Source organism: Bordetella flabilis, from assembly GCF_001676725.1.
In the GTDB taxonomy this organism is placed as follows: domain Bacteria; phylum Pseudomonadota; class Gammaproteobacteria; order Burkholderiales; family Burkholderiaceae_B; genus Bordetella_C; species Bordetella_C flabilis.
Genome location: NZ_CP016172.1, coordinates 3463196 through 3485321, shown reverse-complemented (window position 1 = coordinate 3485321; position 22126 = coordinate 3463196). Strand labels below are relative to the sequence as shown.

The window sequence follows — 22126 nt, the reverse complement described above, 5'->3', positions numbered from 1 at the left end:
AAACGAATGGGTTTCGGACAAGGATTGAGCGGCCTGGACGCCGCCTCGCAGAATCTGGACGTGATTGGCAACAACATCGCCAACGCGAACACGGTGGGCTTCAAGGCGGCCACGGCGACGTTCGCCGACATCTACGCCACGTCCCGCGTGGGCCTGGGCGTGAAGGTCGCGTCGATCGACCAGCGCTTCACCGTCGGCAATGTCTCGTCGACCGGCGGGCAGTACGACATCGCCATCGACGGAGCCAATGGCTTCTTCCGCCTGGTCGATGCCAGCGGCGCCGTCACCTACACCCGCAACGGCCAGTTCGGCATCGACAACCAGAACAACATCGTCAACGCCGCCGGCCAGCAGCTGACCGGCTATGGCCCCGGCGGCATCGGTACCGCCCCGGTTCCGCTGAGCCTGCCCACCGCGAATATCCCGCCGCAGGCCACCAACAACTCCGGGTTCGTCGCGAACCTGGATGCCAACGCGCCGGTGGTCACCACCATGCCGTTCGATCCGACGCAGACGGCCACCTACACGATCTCGCAGCCGATGACGGTGTACGACTCGCTGGGCAACGCGCACCAGCTGACGCAGTACTTCGCCAAGCGCCCGGCCAACGGCGCGGGCGAGAGCGTATACGACGTCTATTACACCCTGGACGGCGCCAACATGACGCCGGCGACCTCGCAGATGACCTTCGACCCGTCCGGCCGGCTGACCAGCGCAGCCACCGTGCCGCTGAGCTTCGCCAACCCGGGCGGCGCGACGTCGCCCGCGGCGCCGCTGAACATGGTCATGGACTACACGGGCACCACACAGTTCGGCGGCGACTTCAAGGCCGACTTCACGCCCAACGGCAATACGTCCGGCGAGTTCACGAACATCTCCTTCGGCAAGGACGGCAGCATCATCGCCAACTACACCAACGGCAAGACGCAGACCGTCGGTACGGTGGCGCTGGCCGACTTCAACAACGTGCAAGGCCTGCAGCCCATCGGCGACAACGCCTGGGTCGAGACCTCGGCATCCGGCCAGGCCGTGCTGGGCCAGCCCGGCACCAACGGCCTGGCGAACCTGCAGGGCCAGGCGGTGGAGGAATCCAACGTCAACCTCAGCACCGAACTGGTCAATATGATCGTCGCGCAGCGCACCTACCAGGCCAACACGCAGACGATCAAGACGCAGGACCAGGTGTTGCAGTCGCTGCTGAATATCCAGTAATAAGAGCCGCCAGGATACGCGCGCATGGACCGAGTCATCTATACCGCCATGAACGGCGCTGCCCGCATCAGCGAGCAGCAGTCCGTGTTGACCAACAACATGGCGAACGTCAACACGCCGGGCTTTCGGGCGCAGATCGCGCTCTATCGCTCGGTGCCGGTGAACGACGGCACCAGCCTGCCCACGCGCGTATCCACTGTGGCTTCCACGCCCGGCAACGATTTCCAGATGGGTTCGATGGCAACCACCGGGCGCAACCTGGACGTGGCCGTGACGGACAACGGCTGGATCGCCGTGCAGACCCCGCAGGGTGAGGCCTATACCCGCGCGGGGGACTTGCAGGTGGGCGTGAACGGCCTGCTGCAGACCGCGCAGGGCATGCCGGTGCTGTCGAACCAGAATGCCCCCATCGACGTGCCGCCGCAGGCGTCGCTGACCATCGCGTCGGACGGCACCATCACCGCCATCGGCGCGGGCGACCCGCCCAATACGGTGCTGAACCTGGGCGTACTGAAACTGGTCAGCCCGCCGCTGCCGTCCCTGGTGCACGGCGATGACGGCGTATTCCGCCGCGTCGCGGCCAACGGCCAGCCGGCGCCGCCCATGCCCGCCGATCCGACGCTGCGCGTCATGCCCGGCGTGCTGGAGGGCAGCAACGCCAACGCCGCGGCGTCCATGGTCGGCATGATCGAGAACTCGCGCCGCTTCGAAATGCAGATGCAGGTCATCCGCGACGCGCAGTCGAACGAGGACAAGGCCAACACCATCCTCTCGACCGTTTCCTAACCAAACATCGTGACGCGGCCCGGCCGCGCGCAGGAGCCCTTACCGCCATGCTACGTTCGCTCTGGATCGCCAAGACCGGCCTGGAAGGCCAGCAGACTTCCCTGGACGTCATTTCAAACAACCTGGCCAACGTCAACACCAATGGCTTCAAGCGCGGCCGCGCGGTGTTCCAGGATCTGATGTACCAGACGCTGCGCCAGCCCGGCGCGCAGGTCGGCGACGCCAACCAGTTGCCGTCGGGCCTGCAGCTGGGTACCGGTACGCGCGTGGCGGCCACCGAGCGCCTGCACACCGAGGGCAACCTGACCAGCACCGGCGACCCGATGAGCATCGCCATCCAGGGCCAGGGCTTCCTGCAGATCCAGCTGCCCGACGGCACCGACGCGTATACCCGTGACGGCGCCCTGGGCCTGGACCAGAACGGCCAGCTGACCACCGCCGGCGGCTATATCGTGCAGCCGCCGATCAACGTGCCGAACAACGCACTGACGCTGACCATCGGCAAGGACGGCACGGTGTCGGTGACCCAGCCCGCCGCGCCGGGCACCAGCGTGCAGATCGGCCAGTTGCAGTTGGCCAACTTCATCAATCCCAACGGCCTGCAGGCCGTGGGCGATAACCTTTACCTGGAAACGGACGCCTCGGGCGCGCCGAATATCGGCCAGCCCACCGTGGACGGCCTGGGCAGCATCCTGCAGCAGTACGTCGAAACGTCCAACGTCAACGTGGCCGAGGAACTGGTGAACATGATCACCACCCAGCGCGCCTACGAAATGAACAGCAAGGCGGTCGAGACATCGGACCAGATGCTCGCCCGCCTTACCCAGCTTTGACCCCGGCTTTGATCCCAGCCTTGATGAGCGTTGCCATGCGCGTCCTGCCTTTCCTCTGTTCCGTTTTGCTGGTCGCCGGACTGGCAGGCTGCGCACTCATCCCGCCCGAGCCGGTGGTGCTCGGGCCGACGTCGGCCTTGCCGCCGCCGCAGCCGGTGCTGGCGCCCGCGCCCGACGGCTCCATCTACCAGCCCACGGTCTACGGCAACTATCCGCTGTTCGAGGACCGGCGCCCGCGCAATGTCGGCGACATCGTCACCGTGGTCCTGGAAGAGCGCACCAACGCCGCCAAGAACGTCGCCACGGACACCAGCCGCACGTCCAGCACGCAGAACAGCATCGCTGCCTCGCCCGGCTTCATGAGCAGCTGGTTCAACGCCAAGCTCGACACCGAAACGTCGGGCAGCAACGTCACCAAGGGATCGGGCGACAGCAGCGCCAACAATACCTTCACCGGTACGCTGACGACCACGGTCATCGGTGTGCTGCCCAACGGCAACTTGCAGGTGGCCGGGGAGAAGCAGATCGCCATCAACCGCGGCAGCGAGTACATCCGCTTTTCAGGCGTGGTGGACCCGCGCTCGGTCACGGGCCTGAACACCGTGTCTTCCACCCAGGTCGCCGACGCCCGCATCGAATACCGCAGCAAGGGCATCATGGACGAGGTGCAGACCATGGGCTGGCTGCAGCGCTTCTTCCTGATTGCGAGCCCGTTCTGACATGAAGCATTCCACCGCCTATCCCGCGACGTTCCGCCTGCTGGGCAAGGCGCTGCTGGCGGCCGCCTTGCTGGCCGGCGCGGCCGCCGCCCACGCCGAGCGGCTCAAGGACCTGGCCTCCATCCAGGGCGTGCGCGGCAACCAGTTGATCGGCTATGGACTGGTCGTGGGCCTGGACGGCACGGGCGACCAGGTGCGGCAGACGCCCTTCACGCAGCAGAGCGTGACCAACATGCTGTCGCAGCTGGGCGTGACCATCCCGTCCAACAGCAATATGCAGTTGAAGAACGTGGCCGCCGTCATGGTCACGATGACCCTGCCGCCGTTCACGCGTCCCGGCCAGACCCTGGATGTGGTGGTGTCCTCCATGGGCAACGCCAAGAGCCTGCGCGGCGGCACCTTGCTGTTGACCCCGATGAAGGGGGCCGACGGCCAGGTCTATGCCCTGGCCCAGGGCAACTTGCTGGTGGGCGGGGCAGGGGCTTCGGCCGGCGGTTCGAGCGTGGCGATCAACCAGCTGAATGGCGGGCGCATCAGCAACGGCGCGGTCGTCGAGCGGGCCGTGCCGACCACCTTCGCGCGCAACGGCAACGTGTTCCTGGAGCTGAACGAGCTGGATTTCGGTACGGCGCAGAATGTTGCGGCGGCCTTGAACCGGCATTTCGGCGGCGGTGTCGCGCAGGTCGTGGACGGCCGCGTGATCCGCGTGCAGGCGCCGGTCGAGCCGGCGGCGCAGGCCGCCTTCCTGTCCCAGATGGAGAATCTCCAGGTCACGCGCGCTCCGGCGTCCGCCAAGGTCATCATCAATGCCCGCACCGGGTCGGTGGTCATGAACCGCACCGTCATGCTGGAAGAGTCCGCGGTGGCCCACGGCAGCCTGTCCGTCGTCATCAACCAGACCAACGCCGTGTCGCAGCCGAATACGCCGTTCGGCGGCGGCCAGACCGTGGTGGTGCCGAATACGCAGATCGATGTGCGCCAGCAGAACGGTTCCCTGCAGCATCTGCGCACCAGCGCGAACCTGGCCGACGTGGTGCGCGCGTTGAACGCGCTGGGCGCCACCCCGCAGGACCTGCTGGCGATCCTGCAGGCCATGCAGACCGCCGGCGCGCTGCGCGCGGAACTCGAGATCATCTAAATGGCTCTGGGATCCTCCCTCGCGTCGGGCACCGGGCAGGCGTCGATCTTCGACTTCGGCGCGCTGTCCACGCTGCACCACGACGTGACGAACCAGCCCGCGTCGGCGCAGAAGCAGGCGGAGGTCGCGCGCCAGTTCGAGGCCGTGTACATCCAGATGATGCTAAAGCAGATGCGCCAGGCCACGCTCAAGAGCGGCCTGCTGGATTCCAACGAGTCGCGCATGGTGCAGTCCATGGGCGATGAGCAGCTGGCCCTGCAACTGGCCAACCCCGGGATAGGGCTGGCCCAGGCGCTGCTCAAGCAGATGCAGGCCAACCAGCCGGGCGGCGCGGACGGCGACGGCGGGGCGGACGGGTCGACGGCGGGCCCGGGGCAACAGGCGCTCGACCTGGCGGGGCACACCTTGCGCGGCGGCCCGCCGCCCACGGAAATCACCGCCTTGCTGCGGGTGCTCAACCGCAACCGCGCCTCGGACCGCGCCCTGGCGGCCGCCGAAGGCGCGCCGGACCATGTGGTGGATTTCGTCTCCCAGATGGCCTCGGCCGCCAAGTCGGCCGAGCGCCAGAGCGGCGTGCCGGCCCGCCTGATCCTGGGGCAGGCGGCCCTGGAGTCCGGCTGGGGCCAGCGCGAGATCCGCTATCCGGACGGCCGCACCAGTTACAACCTTTTCGGCATCAAGGCGGGCGACAGCTGGAAGGGCAAGGTCGTCAACGTCATGACGACCGAATACGAGAACGGCGTGCCGCGCAAGGTAATGCAGCCATTCCGGGCCTACAACTCCTACGAGGAGTCGTTTGCCGACTATGCGCGGCTGCTGGGCGACAGCCCGCGCTACGAGGCGGTGGCCCTGGCGCGCGACGAATTCGAGGCCGCCCGCCGCATCCAGGCCGCCGGCTATGCCACCGATCCCCGTTACGCCGACAAGCTGATCGGCATCATGGGGCAGTTGCGCAGTTCGGCATTCGAAGGCAGCGCCGAGCCCTGACCGGGCAACGCTAAATTTCGCTGGGAAGTTGCCGTTAAGCCACTATCCAGACGTTTCGATAACGGTTAACCAAGAGGCATCCCGATCATGAGTTTGTACGGCCTGGGCCTGAGCGGCCTGAACGCGGCGCAAGCGGGGTTGACCACCACCGGCCACAACATCGACAACTCCGCGACCGACGGTTACACCCGCCAGCGCGTGCTGACGTCCACGGCCGGGGCCACCGCGACGGCCGCCGGATTCTATGGCCGCGGCATCCAGGTCGACACGGTCCAGCGCCAGTACGACAGCTTCCTGTACAAGCAGCTGGTCACCGCCCAGAGCAGCAGCGCGTCCTATTCGACCTACCTGGACCAGGTCTCGCAGATCGACAACATGCTGGGCAGCGAGACGGTCGGGATCTCGCCGGCGCTGGCCAGCTTCTTTTCCAGCCTGAACGCGGTGGCCAGTTCGCCGGCCGATGCCGCGACCCGCCAGGACCTGATCGGCAAGGGCCAGGCGCTGGTGTCGCAGATCACCTCCGCCTACCAGGACCTGCAGACCCAGCGTGACGGGCTGAACAGCCAGATCAGCTCGGCCGTGGGCCAGGTGAACGGCTACCTGAACCAGATCAACATGCTGAACCAGGAGATCGTGGTCGCGCGCGCCCAGGGCAATGGCAATGCGCCGAACGACCTGCTGGACCAGCGCGACCAGGTGCTGTCGCAGCTTTCGCAGACGGTCGGCATCCGCTACACCCAGCAGGGCGATATGGTCAGCGTGTCGCTGGCGTCCGGCCAGGCGCTGCTGTCGGGCACCACGGTGTACAGCCTGCAGGCCGTTCCATCAGCCGCCGATCCGTCCCGCACGGTGGTGGCGTACAACCTGCCGTCCGGACCGGGCGGTGCCACCACCCCGGTACCCCTGCCGGATTCGCAGATCACCACCGGCACGCTGGGGGGACTGCTGCAGTTCCGTAGCCAGTCGCTGGACGTACTGCAGAACCAGCTGGGGCAGATGGCCGTCGGGCTGGCCGTCACGTTCAATGCACAGCACACCCAGGGCGTAGACCTGCAGGGCAATCCGGGAACGGATTTCTTTTCGCTTTCGACGCCCACGGCCCTGACCGGCGCAGCCAACACCGGCACCGGCACCATAACGGCCGCGTACACGAACGTCAGCCAGCTCACCGCCAGCGATTACTCCATCACGTTTACCGGCGGCCAGTACGTGGCGACACGCCTGTCGGACAACACCACCTATACCTCCACCGGTACGCCGCCCACCCTGGCCTTCGATGGCTTGACGCTGAACTTCAGCGGTACCCCGGCCGAAGGCGATACCTGGACCTTGCAGCCGACGCGCAATGCGGCGCGCGACCTGGCCATGGCGATCTCCGATCCTTCGAAGATCGCCGCATCCAGCACGACCGATCCCGGCACCGCCAACGGCAAGAATGCCCTGGCCCTGGCGCAGTTGCAGACCTCCCGCAACCTGTCGGGCGGCACGCTCAGCGTGACCGACCTGTACGCCCAGATCGTCAACACGGTGGGCCAGCAGACCGCCAGCGCCAAGGCCAATGACAAGGCCCAGAGCACGGTGGTCAGCCAGCGCCAGGCGGCCAATGCGTCCGTGGCGGGTGTGAACCTGAACGAAGAGTACGTCAATCTTTCGCAGTACATGGAGCAGTACCAGGCCGCGTCCAAGATCATCGAGGTGGCCGGCACCGTGTTCGACACCTTGCTGGGCCTGAAGTAAACGGCGGCCCCTGCGTTCGCCATCGCACGACACGAGACATTCCGGAGCAACACAGCATGATTCGCCTGAGCACCTCGACGATCTACCAGAGTGGCCTGAACGGCATTTTGAGGAATGAGTCGGACGTCCTGTCGCTGCAGCAGCAGCTCAGTTCCGGCCGGCGCGTCGTCACGCCCTCGGACGATCCGCTGGCGGCCGGACAAGCCATCACGTCCAGCACCAACCTGTCGATGACGAACACCTATGCCAGCAACCGCGAGGCGGCCAACCGCTCGCTGGGGCTGGAATCGAACGCCCTTTCATCGGTGGTTTCCAGCCTGACCGACGTGCTGACCCGCGTCGTCCAGGCCGGCAACGGGACGATGGCCGATACGGACCGCAATACGCTGGCCACCGTGCTGTCGAACTCCCGCGACGCTTTGCTCGGACTGGCCAACAGCACCGACGGCAATGGGCAATACCTGTTCTCCGGCACCACCGGCGACGCGGCGGCCTACGTCAAGGACCCGGTATCGGGGCAGATCACCTACAACGGCAGCACCGGCCAGCGCCTGATCCAGGTCGAGCAGACGCGCCAGATGCCTGGCTCGGATATCGGTTCGGATATCTTCAACCGCGCGACGCCGGGCACCAGCGCCTATGTCGCGTCGGCCACCGGCACGCCGGCCGGCACCGCGCGCTTCGGGACGCCCACCGTGACGCCAGGCGGCGCCAATGTGGGGGATGATTTCCAGATCCAGTTTGCCGTCGACGGCGCCGGCGCGATCACCTACACCGTTACGAACCTCACGACCCCTGGCCCCGCGCCGACGCCCGTGCCTTATCAGGACGGCACGCCGATCGACATGGGCGGCGTGTCGGTCACGTTCACGGGCACGCCCGCCAACGGCGACACGTTCCAGGTGGAAACCGCGCAGAGCGCGGATCTCGATATGTTCGGCACGCTGGATTCGCTGATCAGCGCCTTGCAGCAGCCGGTGCAGGACGATCCCAACGCCGCCGCGAACCTGACCAACCTGCTGGCGACCGCGGGCAAAAAACTTTCCATCAACCTGGACAACGTCTCGACGGTGCAGGCCTCGGTCGGCGCGCGCCAGAATGAACTGGACGCGCTGGACGCCACGGGCGACCAACGCTTCCTGACCGACAAGAACACGCTGAGCAACCTGACGCAGATCGATTATTACTCCGTGGTGTCCGCCATGAGCATGCAGCAACTCGCGCTGCAGGCCTCCATGGCGGCCTTCTCGGCGATCAAGGGCACCAGTCTGTTCAGCATGAAATAGTAGTCAACCCATTCGGCATGTCCTTTCGCGGGGATGCCGGCTCGCTGGATCAAGATCGATGTTTGCCAATATGAAGGTCCGTACTTCCGTCATCCTGCTGCTGCTGCTGTATCTGGCGGCCATGCTGGTGTCCAATGCCGTGTCCTGGGTGGGGCTGCAGTCCAGCAACAACAAGCTCGACGCGGTCAACAACGTCTACAGCGACCAGGTCACCAACCTGTACGCCGCTTATGGCCAGGTGCTGCGCGCACGCCAGGTGTTGAACAATTCCAGCGAGATGTTGCAGAGCAACCGCATCGACGAGGCGATGAGCAACGTGACGCGCGCCGCCGGATTCAAGGCCGATGCCGACAAGCGCATGGACCTGTTCGCTCGCGCGCCCAAGCTGCCCGATACGGTCGAGATGGCGCAGACCATCCAGCGGAACTACAAGACCTATGCCGACCTGATCGACACGCAGCTGAACGCGTTGCGCGCCCGGTCGATCGAGGACTTCAACCGCTCGGCGCGGCCCTCGTCGGCCGCCAACCTGGAGCTGGACAAGTCCATGCAGGCCATGCTGGCGTACCTGGACAAGGCCACCGACAATATGGTGGACGCGGGCCACAAGGACTTTGAGCTTGCGCGCATGGTCACCGTGGTGATGGTGATCCTGGCCGTCGTGCTCAGCATCGCCTGCTGGCTGGTCTTGAGCCGCATGGTCCTGCGGCCGCTGCGCGAGGCAGGGGTGCATTTCGATCGCATCGCGGCCGGCGACCTGACCCAGCATGTGGACGTGCGGTCGACCAACGAAATCGGCATCCTGTACGCGGCGGTCAAGCGCATGCAGGAATCCCTGAGCCGCACCGTGTCGACGGTACGCCGCGGCGTGGATGAAATCAACGTCGGTTCCCGCGAGATCTCGGCCGGCAACACCGACCTGTCCAGCCGCACGGAACAGCAGGCCTCGTCGCTGCAGGAAACCGCCGCGTCGATGGAAGAACTGGCCTCGACGGTGAAGCAGAACGCCGAGAACGCGCGCCAGGCCAACCAGTTGGCGGCGAGCGCCTCGGATGTGGCCGAGCGCGGGGGTTCGGCGGTGGCCGAAGTCGTGAACACGATGCAGGAGATCTCCGGCAGCTCGCGCAAGATTTCGGAAATCGTCAGCGTGATCGACGGCATCGCCTTCCAGACCAATATCCTGGCGCTGAACGCGGCGGTGGAAGCGGCGCGCGCCGGCGAACAGGGCAAGGGCTTCGCGGTGGTGGCCGGGGAAGTGCGCTCGCTGGCGCAGCGCAGCGCGCAGGCGGCCAAGGAAATCAAGGCGCTGATCGAGGATTCGGTCAGCAAGGTCGGCGCGGGTTCGCAGCAGGTGGAGCGGGCCGGCGCGACGATGCAGGAAATCGTGGCCTCGGTGAAGCGGGTGACCGACATCATGGGCGAGATTTCGGCCGCGTCGGAAGAACAGTCCAGCGGCATCGACCAGGTCAACCGCGCGGTCTCGCAGATGGACGAGGTGACGCAGCAGAACGCGGCGCTAGTGGAAGAGGCAGCCGCGGCGGCCGGCTCCCTGCAGGAACAGGCGCAGCGCCTGGCCGAGGCCGTCGCCGTCTTCAAGCTGAACGAGGGCAGGGTGATCGACGTGCCGGCCCGCGAACTCGCTTCGACCAGCGTGCCACGTGTGGCGGCGCGTCCCGCGGAGAGCGCGGCGCCCGCCAAGCCGGCACGGCGCCTGGATCACGCCAGCGCGTCGGCTCCGGCCGCGGCGCGTGCCGCGGCCCGGCCCGCCACGCCGACGCCCGCCGCGCCATCGGCCACCCCCGCCGAAACCGGACGCGCGCCCGCGGCCAATGACGCGGCGCCCGTCCGTGCGGTCCGTCCCGCGCGCGCGCCTGCCGCCGCCTCCCCCGCGCCGGTCCGGCCCCGCGCCGTCGCCGGCGGGGCCGCGGTCCTGAACGACGACGACTGGGAATCCTTCTAGGACCGCCATGGCTTTCCTATCGCGACTTTCGCAACGATGCAGCCCTGGCCTGCTGGCCAGCCTGGCCGGCGCGCTCCTCCTGACGGGCTGCGCGGGACAGAATTTCAGCAGCGACCAGTTGGCCAGCCTGCAACCCGGCCGCAGCACGATGGCCGACGCGGTGCAGGCCTTGCAGGCCGTGCCGCAGCAGGTGTTGCCGCAGTCCGATGGGTCGACCGTTGCCTTGTGGCACTTCAAGGTGTCCGTGGTGACGGACGCGATCTACTACCGCAAAGAGGCGATCCTGCAATTCGGCCCGGACGGCCGTCTGGCACGGGTCCTCGATACCACCAATGTGCCGCTGTCGGGCGCCACCCGGCAGAAACTGCTGGGCGCCGCCTCCATTCCGCAGGAAACCCCGGCGCCCGGCGAAGCGCCGCAAGCCGTGCCGGCTGGGGCAACGGCGATTCCGCTGCCGTTGCCTTAGCGCGGCACACGCAGGCCGTGCATGCCGCCCCGGAAGGGACCGGCCCGGTCATTTTCGATACGAATTACAGGATAGTCTGGAGGCCCCATGGATACCACCATCAACGAGACGAGCCGCAACGCCAAGGCCAGCCGACGCAAGGCCGCCCGGCCGCCCAAGGTAAAACGCAAGTTCTCGGTACGCGATACGCGCGTCGGGACGCTGCTCATGCTCGTCCTCAGCATCTTCGCGCTGCTGATCATCGCGGTCGGCGGGATGGCGGCCTATTTCCTGAACCAGAACTATCGGGCCGTCATCGAACTGGGCGCGCTGACCGATCGCGCGACCCAGGTCCAGGTTATCAACGCCAATATGCTGCGCGCCCGCGTCGCCCTGCTGGTGTCGGCCCGCGACCTGCAGGAAGCCAGCGCGCCCAATGTGGCCGCCGACGCCGCAGCGACGGCGAAGAAGGATGCCGCCGACTCCCTGAAGGCCGCCAACGACCTGCTGAGCGCCGTGCGCAGCAGCTTCGGCGACTTCCAGAAGAATATGCTGGAAGACGATACCGGCCGCCAGTTGTCGATGAACCTGGTGCGTCGCTACCGCTCCTATATCGATGACGGCGTCGATACGATGGTGGAAGCCCTGCGCAGCCAGGACTACAGCACCTTCTACATGGTCAATACGGAGTACGGTACGCCGCGCAGCGCCGCCTTCGTCGACGCCATCGAGGACTTCTCCAAGTACATCAAGACGTCCCAGACCGAAACGGCGGCCCAGGCCAAGCAGAACCTGGATATGGCGCTGATCGCCGTCGTCGTCGCCGTGGGCCTGGCCATCGTGCTGATGATCCTGGCACGCATCGTGTTCGGCCGCATGGTGGTGCGTCCGCTGGTCGAGGCTGGACAGCACTTCGACAAGATCGCCAACGGCGACCTGACGCAGCGCGTCGATATCCGTTCGCACAACGAGATCGGCGTCCTGTATGGAGCGGTCAAGCGCATGCAGGAATCGTTGACGCGCACCGTGTCGACGGTACGCCGCGGCGTGGATGAAATCAACGTCGGTTCCCGCGAGATCTCGGCCGGCAATACCGACCTGTCCAGCCGCACGGAACAGCAGGCCGCGTCGCTGGAAGAAACCGCCGCGTCGATGGAAGAACTGGCCTCGACGGTGAAGCAGAACGCCGAGAACGCGCGCCAGGCCAACCAGTTGGCGGCGAGCGCCTCGGATGTGGCCGAGCGCGGGGGTTCGGCGGTGGCCGAAGTCGTGAACACGATGCAGGAGATCTCCGGCAGCTCGCGCAAGATTTCGGAAATCGTCAGCGTGATCGACGGCATCGCCTTCCAGACCAATATCCTGGCGCTGAACGCGGCGGTGGAAGCGGCGCGCGCCGGCGAACAGGGCAAGGGTTTCGCGGTGGTGGCCGGGGAAGTGCGCTCGCTGGCGCAGCGCAGCGCGCAGGCGGCCAAGGAAATCAAGGCGCTGATCGAGGATTCCGTGAGCAAGGTCGGCGCGGGTTCGCAGCAGGTGGAGCGGGCCGGCGCGACGATGCAGGAAATCGTGGCCTCGGTGAAGCGGGTGACGGACATCATGGGCGAGATTTCGGCCGCATCGGAAGAACAGTCCAGCGGCATCGACCAGGTCAACCGCGCGGTCTCGCAGATGGACGAGGTGACGCAGCAGAACGCGGCGCTGGTGGAAGAGGCGGCCGCGGCGGCTGGCTCGCTGCAGGAACAGGCCCAACGCCTGGCCGAAGCCGTCGCCGTCTTCAAGATCAACGAAGGGCAGGTCATCGACGTGCCGGCGCAGCAGTTGTCCGGCGCCTATGCACCGATGGTCACGCAATAGGTACAAGAACAAGAAAACGGCGGGTTTGCCCGCCCAGCTTCAATGCTGCAACGCTGTGCGCAACGCCGCCAGTCGCAACGTCCGGATCTCCAAGCCGTAGCGGAGCCGGACAATGCAGCGGGTAAGGCAGCACCTGCAACGCAGCACCCGTATCGCGGCGCCGCTTTTTGAAAGCGCAATGCCGGGACGACCGCCACCTCAGAGAGGTGGCGTTTTTTTTGCACGATGACGCGCGTGCTCAAGGACGCTGGCGTGCCAGGCAGCGGCGCGCAGCGTCAATGCGTTGATGACGGCCAGCTATTGGGAGATTGGTCGCCGGATCGTCGAAGCCGAGCAAAAAGGCAGGCGGCGGGCCGGTTACGGCGAGCAGTTTATGGAGCGGTTGTCCGCCGATCTGACGGCCCGATTTGGGCGTGGTTCGGCGTCAACAACCGGGAAAGCATGCGGCGTTTCTTCCTCGCCTGCCCTCAGCCCCACATTTCCCAGACACTGTCTGGGAAATTGGGAAACGAGCCGCCCGCTGAGAGATCCCAGACAGTGTCTGGGAAATTGAGCCTGTCCGAATTGGCCCAGGTCTTCACTCTGCCGTGGTCGGCCTATGTCCGGCTGTTGTCGGTCAAGGATGACCATGCCCGCCAGTTCTACGAAGCCGAAGCACTGCGTGGTGGCTGGAGCGTGCGTCAGCTCGACCGACAGATCGGCAGTCAGTTCTACGAACGCACGTGCTTTTCCAAGGACAAAGCGGCGATGCTGGTCAAGGGTTGTTCACCTTCGTCGGGCGGCAGCGCCGGTTGCGCATCGACCAGACCTGGTATCGGGTGGATCTGTTGTTCTTCCATCGCAAGCTGCGTTGCCTGGTCATCATCGACCTGAAGCTAGGCAGCCTGACCCATGCCGACGTGGGGCAAATGCATATGTACTGCAACCATGCCAAGGAGCATTGGGCCTACCCGGATGAGAATCCGCCGGTGGGGCTGATCCTGTGTGCCGACAAAGGCCATGCCTTGGCGCGGTACGCGTTGGACGGCTTGCCGACCAAGGTGATGGCGTCCAACTATCGGATGGTGCTGCCGGACGCCGAGTTGTTGCAAAAAGAGCTGGAGCACACGCGCCGTCTGCTGGAAGCTCGCGGGGCTCTTTCGCTCAAGGACGACAAGCCGTAGTTGTTACGTCCCGGCGCTTGTTTCGCTGTCAGCCTCTCGGCTACGCCCCTGCGCCTCAGGCGGAGATCTACTGTCTCAGGTCCCCGCCAGCACATTGGCGATCCGGCCCATCGTATTCACGGTCTCTTCGAAGAACGCCGACAGGAAGCCCGTACTTTGCGGCAGGGCAACCGCCAGCAGTACTACCCCGGTCAGCAGGGTGATGGGAAAGCCCACCGCGAACACCGACAACTGCGGCGCGGCGCGGTTCAGGATGCCCATCACCAGGTGTATCGTCAGCAGCGCCGCGATCAGCGGCAAGGCCAGCAGCAGGCCGGAGGAGAAAATCTTGCTGCCCAGTTGCGCCACCATCGCCCAGCCCTCGGGATTCAGCACGGGCGTGCCGATCGGCAGGATGGTGAATGTCTTCATCAGCAGCGCCAGCATCATCAGGTGTCCATTCACGCTCAGGAAGACCAGCATCGCCAGGATGTTGAACAGCCGCGCCAGCACTTCGGTGTTGGCCTGCGTCGTCGGGTCGAAAATCGTCGCCAGGGACAGGCCCATCTGCAGCCCGATGAAGTCGCCCGCCGTCTGCACGGCGGCGAAGCAGAGTCGCATGCAGAAGCCCATCGCAATGCCGATGAATATCTGCTGCGCCAGTATCCACAGTCCCTGGTAGGAATCCGGCGGCACCGCCGGCATGGGGGGCAGGGAAGGCGCGATGGCGACCGCCAGGACGGCGGCCAGGCCGATCTTGGCCAGTGCGGGCGCCGAGGACTCACCAAAAACCGGCGCGACGCCGATCAGCGCCAGCAGCCGCGCGAACGGCCACAGGAAAGCCGTGATCCAGGCATGCCACTGGTCCAGCGTGAAGTTGATCATGTCCCTGGCCCGCGACGTCCGTCAGGACACCATGGTCGGTATCTGCTCCATGATCTGCCGGATGTAATCGACCATCATCCCGATCAGCCATGGTCCCAGCAGCACCAGCGTGGCCGCCACGGCCAGCAGCTTGGGTATGAAGGACAAGGTCATTTCATTGATCTGCGTGGCGGCCTGGAAGACGCTGATCAGCAGGCCCACCAGCAGCGTGACGAGCAGCAGCGGGCCGGCCACGATCAGTACCATGCGCATGGCCTGGTACGTCAGCGTCATTACGGTTTCGGCATCCATGGTCGCGCTCCGGTCACTGGTAGAAACTGCGGGCCAGCGAACCCAGCAGCATGTGCCAGCCATCGGCCAGCACGAACAGCATCAGCTTGAAGGGCAGCGACACCGATATCGGTGGAACCATCATCATGCCCAGGCCCATGAGCACGCTCGCCACCACCAGGTCGATGATGAGGAAGGGAATGAAGATGGTGAAACCGATCTGGAACGCCGTCTTCAGCTCGCTGGTGATGAAGGCCGGGATCAGCACCTTCATCGGCACCGCGGCCGAGCTTTCCATAGGCGGCTGGTTCGTCAGGTTCGCGAACAGCGACAGATCGCTTTCGCGGGTCTGGTGCAGCATGAAGGTCCGCAACGGTTCGGAGCCCCGCTCGATGGCGGTTTCGAACGAGATCGTGCCGTTCGACAGCGGCTGGTAGGCGTCCTTGTAGATCTGGTCGAACACGGGCGACATGGTGTACGCCGTGAGGAACAGCGCCAGGCCCACCAGCACCATGTTGGGCGGCGTGGTGGGCGTGCCCAGCGCGCTGCGCATCAGGCCCAGAACGATGATGATGCGCGTGAACCCCGTCATCATCAGCAGCGCCGCCGGGATGAACGTCAGCGACGTCAGCATCAGCAGCGTCTGCACGCTCAGCGAATAGGTCTCCGCGCCGTTGGGACCGGGCGTGGTGGTCAGCGCGGGCAGCGTAGCCTGCGCCAGCGTGGCCGCCGGCAGGCAGGCGAGGCAGAACAGGGCGGCGATGGCGGCGGTGCGGCGCATGGCGCTGGAGCAGCCGGTCCATCGGCTAAAGAAACGTGTCATGGGTACATCCATCCGCGGCGGCGTTCAGCCGCGCCGCAGGGCCTGGCCGAGCCGGGCCGCGAACGTCCCGGCCAGGGGGCCGGGCGTCTGCGCCACCACGGGCTCGCCGGGAGGCAGGGTATGCAGCAGGTTCATCTGCCCTGGGGTCACGCCGACCAGCAGCCGGGCGTTTTCAACTTCGACCAGCACGATGCGCTGGCGGGGGCCCACGTTCAGGCTGTGGACCACGCGCAAGGCGCCGCCCTGTGCCCGGCCGGCCAGCCCGGCCCGGCGCGCGATCCATCCGCACAGCAGGATCGCGCCGATGACGACGATCAGGCCCAGGAATACGCGCAAGGGAGCGGCGTCGGCCATGGTCGTGTCAGCGGCGGCTGTTGAGCCGGTTGATCCGTTCGGAAGGCGTGATGATGTCGGTCAGCCGGATGCCATACTTGTCGTCCACCACCACGACTTCGCCCTGGGCGATCAGGTAGCCGTTCACGAAGATGTCCATCGGTTCACCGGCCAGGCCGTCGAGCTCGACCACGGAGCCCTGGCCCAGCTGCAGCAGGTTCTTGATGGTCAGGCGGGTACGGCCCAGCTCGACCGTCAACTGGACCGGTACGTCCATGATGAGGTCGATATCCGCGTTCGATTTCTCGCTTGAACCGGCCAGTTGCTTGAACACGGAAGCGCCGGCCGGCTTGGCCGCGGGCGCGGCGGCAGTTGCCGGGGCCGCGGGGGCGGCCGCGGTCTGTTCGGCCAGGGCATCGGCCCAGTCGTCGGCCGGCTTCAGGCCGTCGGCCTGCGTGGGCGGCGCCGCGCGTGATTGCTCGGCCAGCGCGTCGGCCCAGTCGTCGCTCGCGCTGGACGATGCGGCAGCTTTGTTTTGATCGGGCCGCTCGGCGTTCTGATCAGTCATGGTCGGGGGCCTCGTTCTCGGGATCCACAGGGGTAAGCAGTTGCTGTACGCGCAGTGCGTACTGGTTATTGAAGACGCCGTATCCGCATTCCATGACCGGAACGGAATCGACGTTGGCGATGACCGTCTCCGGCACTTCGACCGGCAGCACGTCGCCCACCTTCAGGTTCATCAGTTGGCGGATCGACGAGGGGATGCGTGCGAATTCGCATATCAGTTCGACGTCGGCGCTGCGGATCTGGCGCGTAAGCTGGCGCGCCCAGCGCTGGTCGACCGCTTCCAGCGTGGTTTCCTGCAAGGGTCGCGTCAGGATGTCCCGCACCGGCTCGATCATGGAGTAGGGCAGGCAAATGTTCAGGTCCCCACCCGTGGCGCCGAATTCGATGTGGAAAGGCGTGACCACGACGATTTCGTTCGACCCCGTGATGCTGGCGAACTTGGTGTGCATCTCCGAGCGCACGTATTCGAACTCGACCGGGTAGACCGCTTCCCATGACCGGCCATAGCTTTCCAGCGTCAGGTTCAGCAGCCGGCGGATGATGCGCTGTTCGGTGGTCGTGAAGTCGCGGCCTTCCACGCGCGTGTGGTAGCGGCCGTCGCCGCCGAACAGGCTGTCGATCACCAGGAAGACGAGGTTCGGGTCGTAGCTGAACAGGGCGGTGCCGCGTAGCGGCTTCATCTGCACCATGTTCAGGTTGCTGGGGACCGGCAGGTTGCGCTCGAAATCCGAGTACTTCAGGATGCGGATCGACCCGACCGTGATGTCGGCGTTACGGCGCATGAAGTTCAGCAGCACGTTGCGCATGTGGCGCGCGAACCGCTCGTTGATGAGCTCCAGCGTCTGCATGCGGCGGCGCACGACGCGCTCGGGAGAGCTCAGGTCGTACGTGCGTACGCCGTCCGCGCTTTCCTGGCTGGGCCCCTTGCCGTCGCTTTCGCCGGTGACGCCCGCCAGCAGGGCGTCTACCTCGTCCTGCGATAGGAACGCCTCGTAAGCCATGCTTATTGCACCACGAATTCGGTGAACAGCACGTCGGTGACGTATTGCCCGTCAGGCAGCGGCGAGAACGGCTTGTTGGCGGTCTTCATGATGGCCGCGGCCAGGTCGACCTTCCCTTGCGGGGTCTGGACGCTTTCCGGCGTCTGCGCCGACAGCAGCATCAGGATGCGGCTGCGCACTTCGGGCATGTATTTTTCCAGCCGCTGGCGCGACTGCTCGTCGGCCACGCGCAGCGTCAGGGCCAGATGCACGATGCGCTCGCGGTCGGCGCTCTGCAGCGTGACGGTGAAAGGCGTGATCGGGATGAAGATGGGCGCAGGCACCGCTTGCGGAACGGCCGGCGGCGCGACGAAGGTCGTCGGCGTCGCGCCCGCCGGCGGCTGCGGCTGCCCCACGTTGATCTGCACGGCGGAATTGGCGGCCGTGCGTTGCGAACGCGTCGTGATCATCCAGGTCGTCGCGACACTGGCGGCGGCAACGATCAGGAGAACCAGCAGGCCGATGATCGGGCGCAGAAAGCGCGACGAGCCGCCGGTACGCATCGGCAGGGTGCTGCGCGTCGGCAAAGTGGGGTTTTTGGTTGTCGCCATCTCGGATGGGTGGTGGTTTACCGGGGAAACGGATATCGATTGTGCGTAGGCATTTTGCCTGACTTACGCAGGCGCAAGGGGCGGGAAAAACAGGGCGAAAACTGGGTATCTCCAGCTATTGCCGGGCGGCATCGCCGGGCCGCCCGGGCACCCTTGCGGCGCCGTCGGCGCGCGGCGCTGCCGCGGACCGTGCGTCGTCATGCGAAGGTGTCCACGATGCCGGCGCCGGCACGTCGCGTCGGCACGGCGATCTGCACCACGTCGCCGGCCGTATCGGCCGAGGCGTTCGCCGTCTGGCCGCCGCCTTGCCCGGATGCGTGCTCATTACCCTGTTGCATGCCGCCAAAACCGGCCTGGGCGCCCTGGTCGCTGACCGATGTCTGCCCCAGCGAGATGCCGGCCTGCGCCAGGGTCTGCTGCAACTGGGGCAGGGCCGACTCCAGGGCCTGGCGCACGGCCGCATGGGCGGACACGAAGGAAGCCTGGGCGACGCCGTCCGTGATCTTGATCGTGACCTGCAGCGGGCCGAGGTCGGGCGGGTCCAGCCTGAGCTGTGCGGTCTGGGCGTCCTCGCCCGCGCGGTGCGTCAGGGTGACGAGTTGGCCGCCCAGTTCAGCGCCCCACTGCGGCTGTCCGACCGGCGTGCGGATGGCGGGCGCGGAGGCCGGTCCGCCGGTGGACGCGGCCGGGGCCTGCCATGCGCCGGCGAGGGCCTGCGCCATGTCGCTCGGGGCCACCGGGGCCGTATCGGGCCGGCTGCTCGCGAAGCTGGTATCGGCCACGGCATCCTTGTCGGCGGACAAGGCCTTGGGCGTGTCGACCGGGGTGTGGGACCCGGACGCCTGTGCGCGCGCGTCCGGCCGGCTGTCCGTCCCGGTGCGCGTGTCGACCATGGCCGCGCGCGCGGATACGGCCTCTTCGTCCTGCCGCGCCGCGTTGCGCGCATCGACGGCGGACGGGGCGGCGGTGTCGTGCGTAGCGCCAGCGGGGTGTGCGGACGCCGCTGGGGCGGCGCCTGGCGTCCCGGCGCCAGGGAGCGCTGCCGGCAGGCCGTTCGCGGCGACCTGTGAGGATGCGCGGGCGCCGTCGGTGGACGCCGAAGCTGCCTGGGACGCATCGCCCGGGGTGGCGGGCAGGAGCGCGGCCGGCGTGGTTGCCGAGGTGCCGCCCGCCGCGGCCGGTTGGCCCGGCAGCGGCTGGCCCGCCCCGCTGGCATCGCCTGTCGTGGATGGCGGTGTTGCTGCAGATCCGCCGCCTTGCAACTCTGCCGCCATGGTCGCCAGGGCCAACGCCTGTTGCGCCAGAGTCAGTTCGGCGGGCGTGGCGGCCGCGACGCCGGTCTTGTCGTCGTGCTTGCCGTCCGCCGTGGCGCCGCCATCGGCATCCGCGACGGGATCGGCGGCGCCGGCCGCCGGGGGAGACGCGGGCGCGCCCGTACCCGCCGATGTGGCGGCGGCGTCCTGGCCGGCGCGCTGGCGCGCCATGATGTCGGAGAAACGTGATGCATCGTCGCCGTCGCGCGACGCGCCCGCTTCAGGCGCGGACGCGCCGGACGGCCGCCCGGCAGGGGCGGGGGCTGCAACAGCCAGCATGGCAAGGGGCGAGGTCATGGTGAGCTTCCTGTTTCCTGTGCGGGGTCAGTGCAGCCCCGTTGCGCCCCGTACCAGGCGGGCGGAGTATTCGTCGTTGAGCCGTTGTTCGCGCCGGGCGTCCTGGCGCGCCAGTTCGCGGTTCTGCCGCTGCGCCAGCGCATCGAAGGAATTGAGCTTGCGGCGCTCCTCCTGCCAGCGCACCTTGCCCTGCGCCAGGTGCGAGTCGGCCTGTTCGAGCACCGCGCGTTGCTGGTCGATGGCGTCGTCCAGCGTCGCGATGAAGCGCTGGTAGTTGTGGCAGTCGGCCGCGGACATACCGCTTACCATCGCATGCTGCAGGCGCTGCAGGTAGTCTGCCCGGTAGTCATGCAGCATGGCCAACTGGCGTTCGGCGTCGTTGCGGACGGTATGCAGGGTGCCCAGGCGCCGGGCAGCCTCGTCGGTCTGATCCTTGGCCAGCCCGATCAACGTATCCAGGGGAAGTTGGCTAGGCATGCGGTTCACCTGTGTGGAGCGTGGATTGCAATTGGGCGATGGCCGTGGCGTAGTCCACCTTCTCGCCCACGTTCTGTTGCAGGAAGGCTTCCAGGCGCGGATAGCGCGCGATCGCATCATCCAGCGCCAGGTCATGGCCGGGGGCGTAGGCACCCACGGCGATCAGGTCGCGATTGCGCTGGTAGCGCGACACCACCTGCTTGAAGCGACGTACCGTGGCGAATTGCTCCGGCGTGATCAGCGAGGTCATGGCGCGCGAGATCGACGCCTCGATGTCGATGGCGGGGTAATGGCCCGCCTCGGCCAGATGGCGGGACAGTACGACGTGCCCGTCCAGGATCGCGCGGGCAGAGTCGGCGATGGGATCCTGCTGGTCGTCGCCTTCGGCCAGCACCGTATAGAAACCGGTGATCGAGCCCGCCTTGCCGTTGGGACCGGGCGCCCCGTTGCCGGCCCGTTCCACCAGCGCGGGCAGGCGCGCGAACACGGAAGGCGGATAGCCCTTGGTGGCGGGCGGCTCGCCGATGGCCAGGGCGATTTCCCGCTGCGCCATGGCATAGCGCGTCAGCGAATCCATGATCAGCAGGACATCCAGGCCCTGGTCGCGGAAGTGCTCGGCCACGCGCGTCGCGTAGGCGGCGCCCTGCAGGCGCAGCAGCGGCGATACGTCGGCCGGCGCGGCCACCACCACCGATCGCGCCAGGCCCTCCGGGCCCAGGTTGTGTTCGATGAATTCCTTGACTTCGCGTCCCCGTTCGCCGATCAGGCCGACCACGATGACATCGGCCTTGGTATAGCGGGCCATCATGCCCAGCAGCACGCTCTTGCCGACGCCCGATCCGGCGAACAGGCCCATGCGCTGGCCGCGTCCCACGGTCAACAGGCCATTGATGGCGCGCACGCCGACATCCAGCACCGTATCGATGGGGGCGCGCTGCAAGGGATTGATCGGCAGGGCCGATAGCGGCGCCTGGTCCGCGCCTTCCAGCGGGCCCAGATCGTCCAGCGGCCGGCCGCCCCCATCCAGCACGCGCCCGAGCAGGGCGTTGCCGACGGGAAGGTGGCGGCCCAGCGCCGGCTTGGCGTTGCCGTTCAGGATGGCCTTGCGGGGCAGGGGAATCGGACGCTGCAGCGGCGGTTCCCCCGGCACGACGCGGGCGCCGGGCGGCAGTCCGGAGATATCCGATTGCGGCATCAGGTACAGCGTATGGCCGTCGAAACCGACGACTTCGGCGTCGGCCCAGTGATCGTGTCCCGGCGCGATCTCGATACGGCACACCGCGCCCACGGGCAGGCGCAGTCCGGTGGCCTGCAACACCAGTCCGGTGGCGCGGGTGATGCGGCCGGTCGCCAGCCAGGGGTCCGTGGAACTGGCGCGTATCGAGCCGATCTGCAACTGCGTGACCCAGCGGTCCACAACCGGCACGGCCGGAAGGGCGGGGATGGCAGGGGCCGAGGTATCGGCGGTCATGGC

General features: G+C 66.8%; 21 protein-coding genes and 1 pseudogene. 12 read left to right on the top strand and 10 right to left on the bottom strand.

Annotation, left to right across the window (positions count from 1 at the left end; translation table 11 throughout):
* Positions 1 to 6: 6 nt before the first annotated feature.
* The 12 genes and pseudogenes from flgE to BAU07_RS15265 all read left to right on the top strand — a co-directional run bounded on the left by flgE (position 7) and on the right by BAU07_RS15265 (position 14117).
* Positions 7 to 1212 carry a flagellar hook protein FlgE gene (flgE, locus tag BAU07_RS15320; protein ID WP_066659303.1) on the top strand — a complete coding sequence of 402 codons (1206 nt, stop codon included), beginning with the start codon at positions 7 to 9 and terminating at the stop codon, positions 1210 to 1212.
* Positions 1213 to 1236: 24 nt separating this feature from the next.
* Positions 1237 to 1998: a flagellar basal body rod protein FlgF gene (locus BAU07_RS15315; protein ID WP_066659302.1), complete on the top strand. Its 762-nt coding sequence runs from the start codon at positions 1237 to 1239 to the stop codon at positions 1996 to 1998.
* A gap of 47 nt (positions 1999 to 2045) precedes the next feature.
* Positions 2046 to 2831 carry a flagellar basal-body rod protein FlgG gene (gene flgG, locus BAU07_RS15310; RefSeq protein WP_066659301.1) on the top strand — a complete coding sequence of 262 codons (786 nt, stop codon included), beginning with the start codon at positions 2046 to 2048 and terminating at the stop codon, positions 2829 to 2831.
* A 35-nt stretch (positions 2832 to 2866) separates the two neighbouring features.
* The gene (locus BAU07_RS15305) at positions 2867 to 3550 is read left to right on the top strand and encodes a flagellar basal body L-ring protein FlgH (RefSeq protein WP_415830402.1); all 684 of its coding nucleotides are present in this window, start codon (positions 2867 to 2869) and stop codon (positions 3548 to 3550) included.
* A gap of 1 nt (position 3551) precedes the next feature.
* A complete protein-coding gene (locus BAU07_RS15300) occupies positions 3552 to 4688 on the top strand; it encodes a flagellar basal body P-ring protein FlgI (RefSeq protein WP_066659296.1) in 1137 nt (378 codons plus the stop codon).
* Positions 4689 to 5675 carry a flagellar assembly peptidoglycan hydrolase FlgJ gene (gene flgJ / locus BAU07_RS15295; RefSeq protein ID WP_066659295.1) on the top strand — a complete coding sequence of 329 codons (987 nt, stop codon included), beginning with the start codon at positions 4689 to 4691 and terminating at the stop codon, positions 5673 to 5675.
* 87 nt (positions 5676 to 5762) lie between these two features.
* Positions 5763 to 7412, top strand: coding sequence for a flagellar hook-associated protein FlgK (flgK, locus tag BAU07_RS15290; RefSeq protein ID WP_066659294.1), 1650 nt, complete (start codon positions 5763 to 5765; stop codon positions 7410 to 7412).
* A 56-nt stretch (positions 7413 to 7468) separates the two neighbouring features.
* Positions 7469 to 8698: a flagellar hook-associated protein FlgL gene (flgL, locus tag BAU07_RS15285; RefSeq protein ID WP_335617516.1), complete on the top strand. Its 1230-nt coding sequence runs from the start codon at positions 7469 to 7471 to the stop codon at positions 8696 to 8698.
* A gap of 58 nt (positions 8699 to 8756) precedes the next feature.
* A complete protein-coding gene (locus tag BAU07_RS15280) occupies positions 8757 to 10658 on the top strand; it encodes a methyl-accepting chemotaxis protein (RefSeq protein WP_066659292.1) in 1902 nt (633 codons plus the stop codon).
* Between the two features lie 7 nt (positions 10659 to 10665).
* Positions 10666 to 11124 (top strand): hypothetical protein, encoded by a 459-nt coding sequence (locus BAU07_RS15275; protein WP_066659287.1) that lies wholly within the window; start codon positions 10666 to 10668, stop codon positions 11122 to 11124.
* Positions 11125 to 11211: 87 nt separating this feature from the next.
* Positions 11212 to 12954 (top strand): methyl-accepting chemotaxis protein, encoded by a 1743-nt coding sequence (locus BAU07_RS15270; RefSeq protein WP_066659285.1) that lies wholly within the window; start codon positions 11212 to 11214, stop codon positions 12952 to 12954.
* Between the two features lie 286 nt (positions 12955 to 13240).
* A pseudogene (locus tag BAU07_RS15265) lies at positions 13241 to 14117 on the top strand (PDDEXK nuclease domain-containing protein).
* Positions 14118 to 14192: 75 nt separating this feature from the next.
* Here the strand turns inward: BAU07_RS15265 and fliR are convergent.
* The 10 genes from fliR to fliI all read right to left on the bottom strand — a co-directional run bounded on the left by fliR (position 14193) and on the right by fliI (position 22123).
* Positions 14193 to 14981, bottom strand: coding sequence for a flagellar biosynthetic protein FliR (gene fliR, locus BAU07_RS15260; RefSeq protein ID WP_066659280.1), 789 nt, complete (start codon positions 14979 to 14981; stop codon positions 14193 to 14195).
* Between the two features lie 21 nt (positions 14982 to 15002).
* On the bottom strand, positions 15003 to 15272 hold the full coding sequence (gene fliQ, locus BAU07_RS15255; protein ID WP_066659279.1) for a flagellar biosynthesis protein FliQ: 270 nt from the start codon (positions 15270 to 15272) through the stop codon (positions 15003 to 15005).
* 13 nt (positions 15273 to 15285) lie between these two features.
* The gene (gene fliP / locus BAU07_RS15250; protein ID WP_066665467.1) at positions 15286 to 16032 is read right to left on the bottom strand and encodes a flagellar type III secretion system pore protein FliP; all 747 of its coding nucleotides are present in this window, start codon (positions 16030 to 16032) and stop codon (positions 15286 to 15288) included.
* A gap of 66 nt (positions 16033 to 16098) precedes the next feature.
* Positions 16099 to 16428, bottom strand: a complete 330-nt coding sequence (gene fliO / locus BAU07_RS15245; RefSeq protein WP_066659278.1) for a flagellar biosynthetic protein FliO — start codon at positions 16426 to 16428, stop codon at positions 16099 to 16101.
* A 7-nt stretch (positions 16429 to 16435) separates the two neighbouring features.
* Positions 16436 to 16975, bottom strand: a complete 540-nt coding sequence (gene fliN / locus BAU07_RS15240) for a flagellar motor switch protein FliN (protein ID WP_066659276.1) — start codon at positions 16973 to 16975, stop codon at positions 16436 to 16438.
* Complete coding sequence (gene fliM / locus BAU07_RS15235) at positions 16968 to 17975, bottom strand: flagellar motor switch protein FliM (protein WP_066659274.1); 1008 nt, start codon at positions 17973 to 17975, stop codon at positions 16968 to 16970. The genes fliN and fliM overlap by 8 nt, the downstream gene beginning before the upstream one ends.
* A gap of 2 nt (positions 17976 to 17977) precedes the next feature.
* Positions 17978 to 18565: a flagellar basal body-associated FliL family protein gene (locus BAU07_RS15230; protein WP_066659272.1), complete on the bottom strand. Its 588-nt coding sequence runs from the start codon at positions 18563 to 18565 to the stop codon at positions 17978 to 17980.
* Positions 18566 to 18762: 197 nt separating this feature from the next.
* Positions 18763 to 20175 carry a flagellar hook-length control protein FliK gene (locus tag BAU07_RS15225; protein WP_066659270.1) on the bottom strand — a complete coding sequence of 471 codons (1413 nt, stop codon included), beginning with the start codon at positions 20173 to 20175 and terminating at the stop codon, positions 18763 to 18765.
* 27 nt (positions 20176 to 20202) lie between these two features.
* On the bottom strand, positions 20203 to 20652 hold the full coding sequence (gene fliJ / locus BAU07_RS15220) for a flagellar export protein FliJ (RefSeq protein ID WP_066659268.1): 450 nt from the start codon (positions 20650 to 20652) through the stop codon (positions 20203 to 20205).
* Positions 20645 to 22123, bottom strand: coding sequence for a flagellar protein export ATPase FliI (gene fliI / locus BAU07_RS15215; RefSeq protein ID WP_066659267.1), 1479 nt, complete (start codon positions 22121 to 22123; stop codon positions 20645 to 20647). Before fliI ends, fliJ begins: the two co-directional genes overlap by 8 nt.
* Positions 22124 to 22126: the final 3 nt, after the last annotated feature.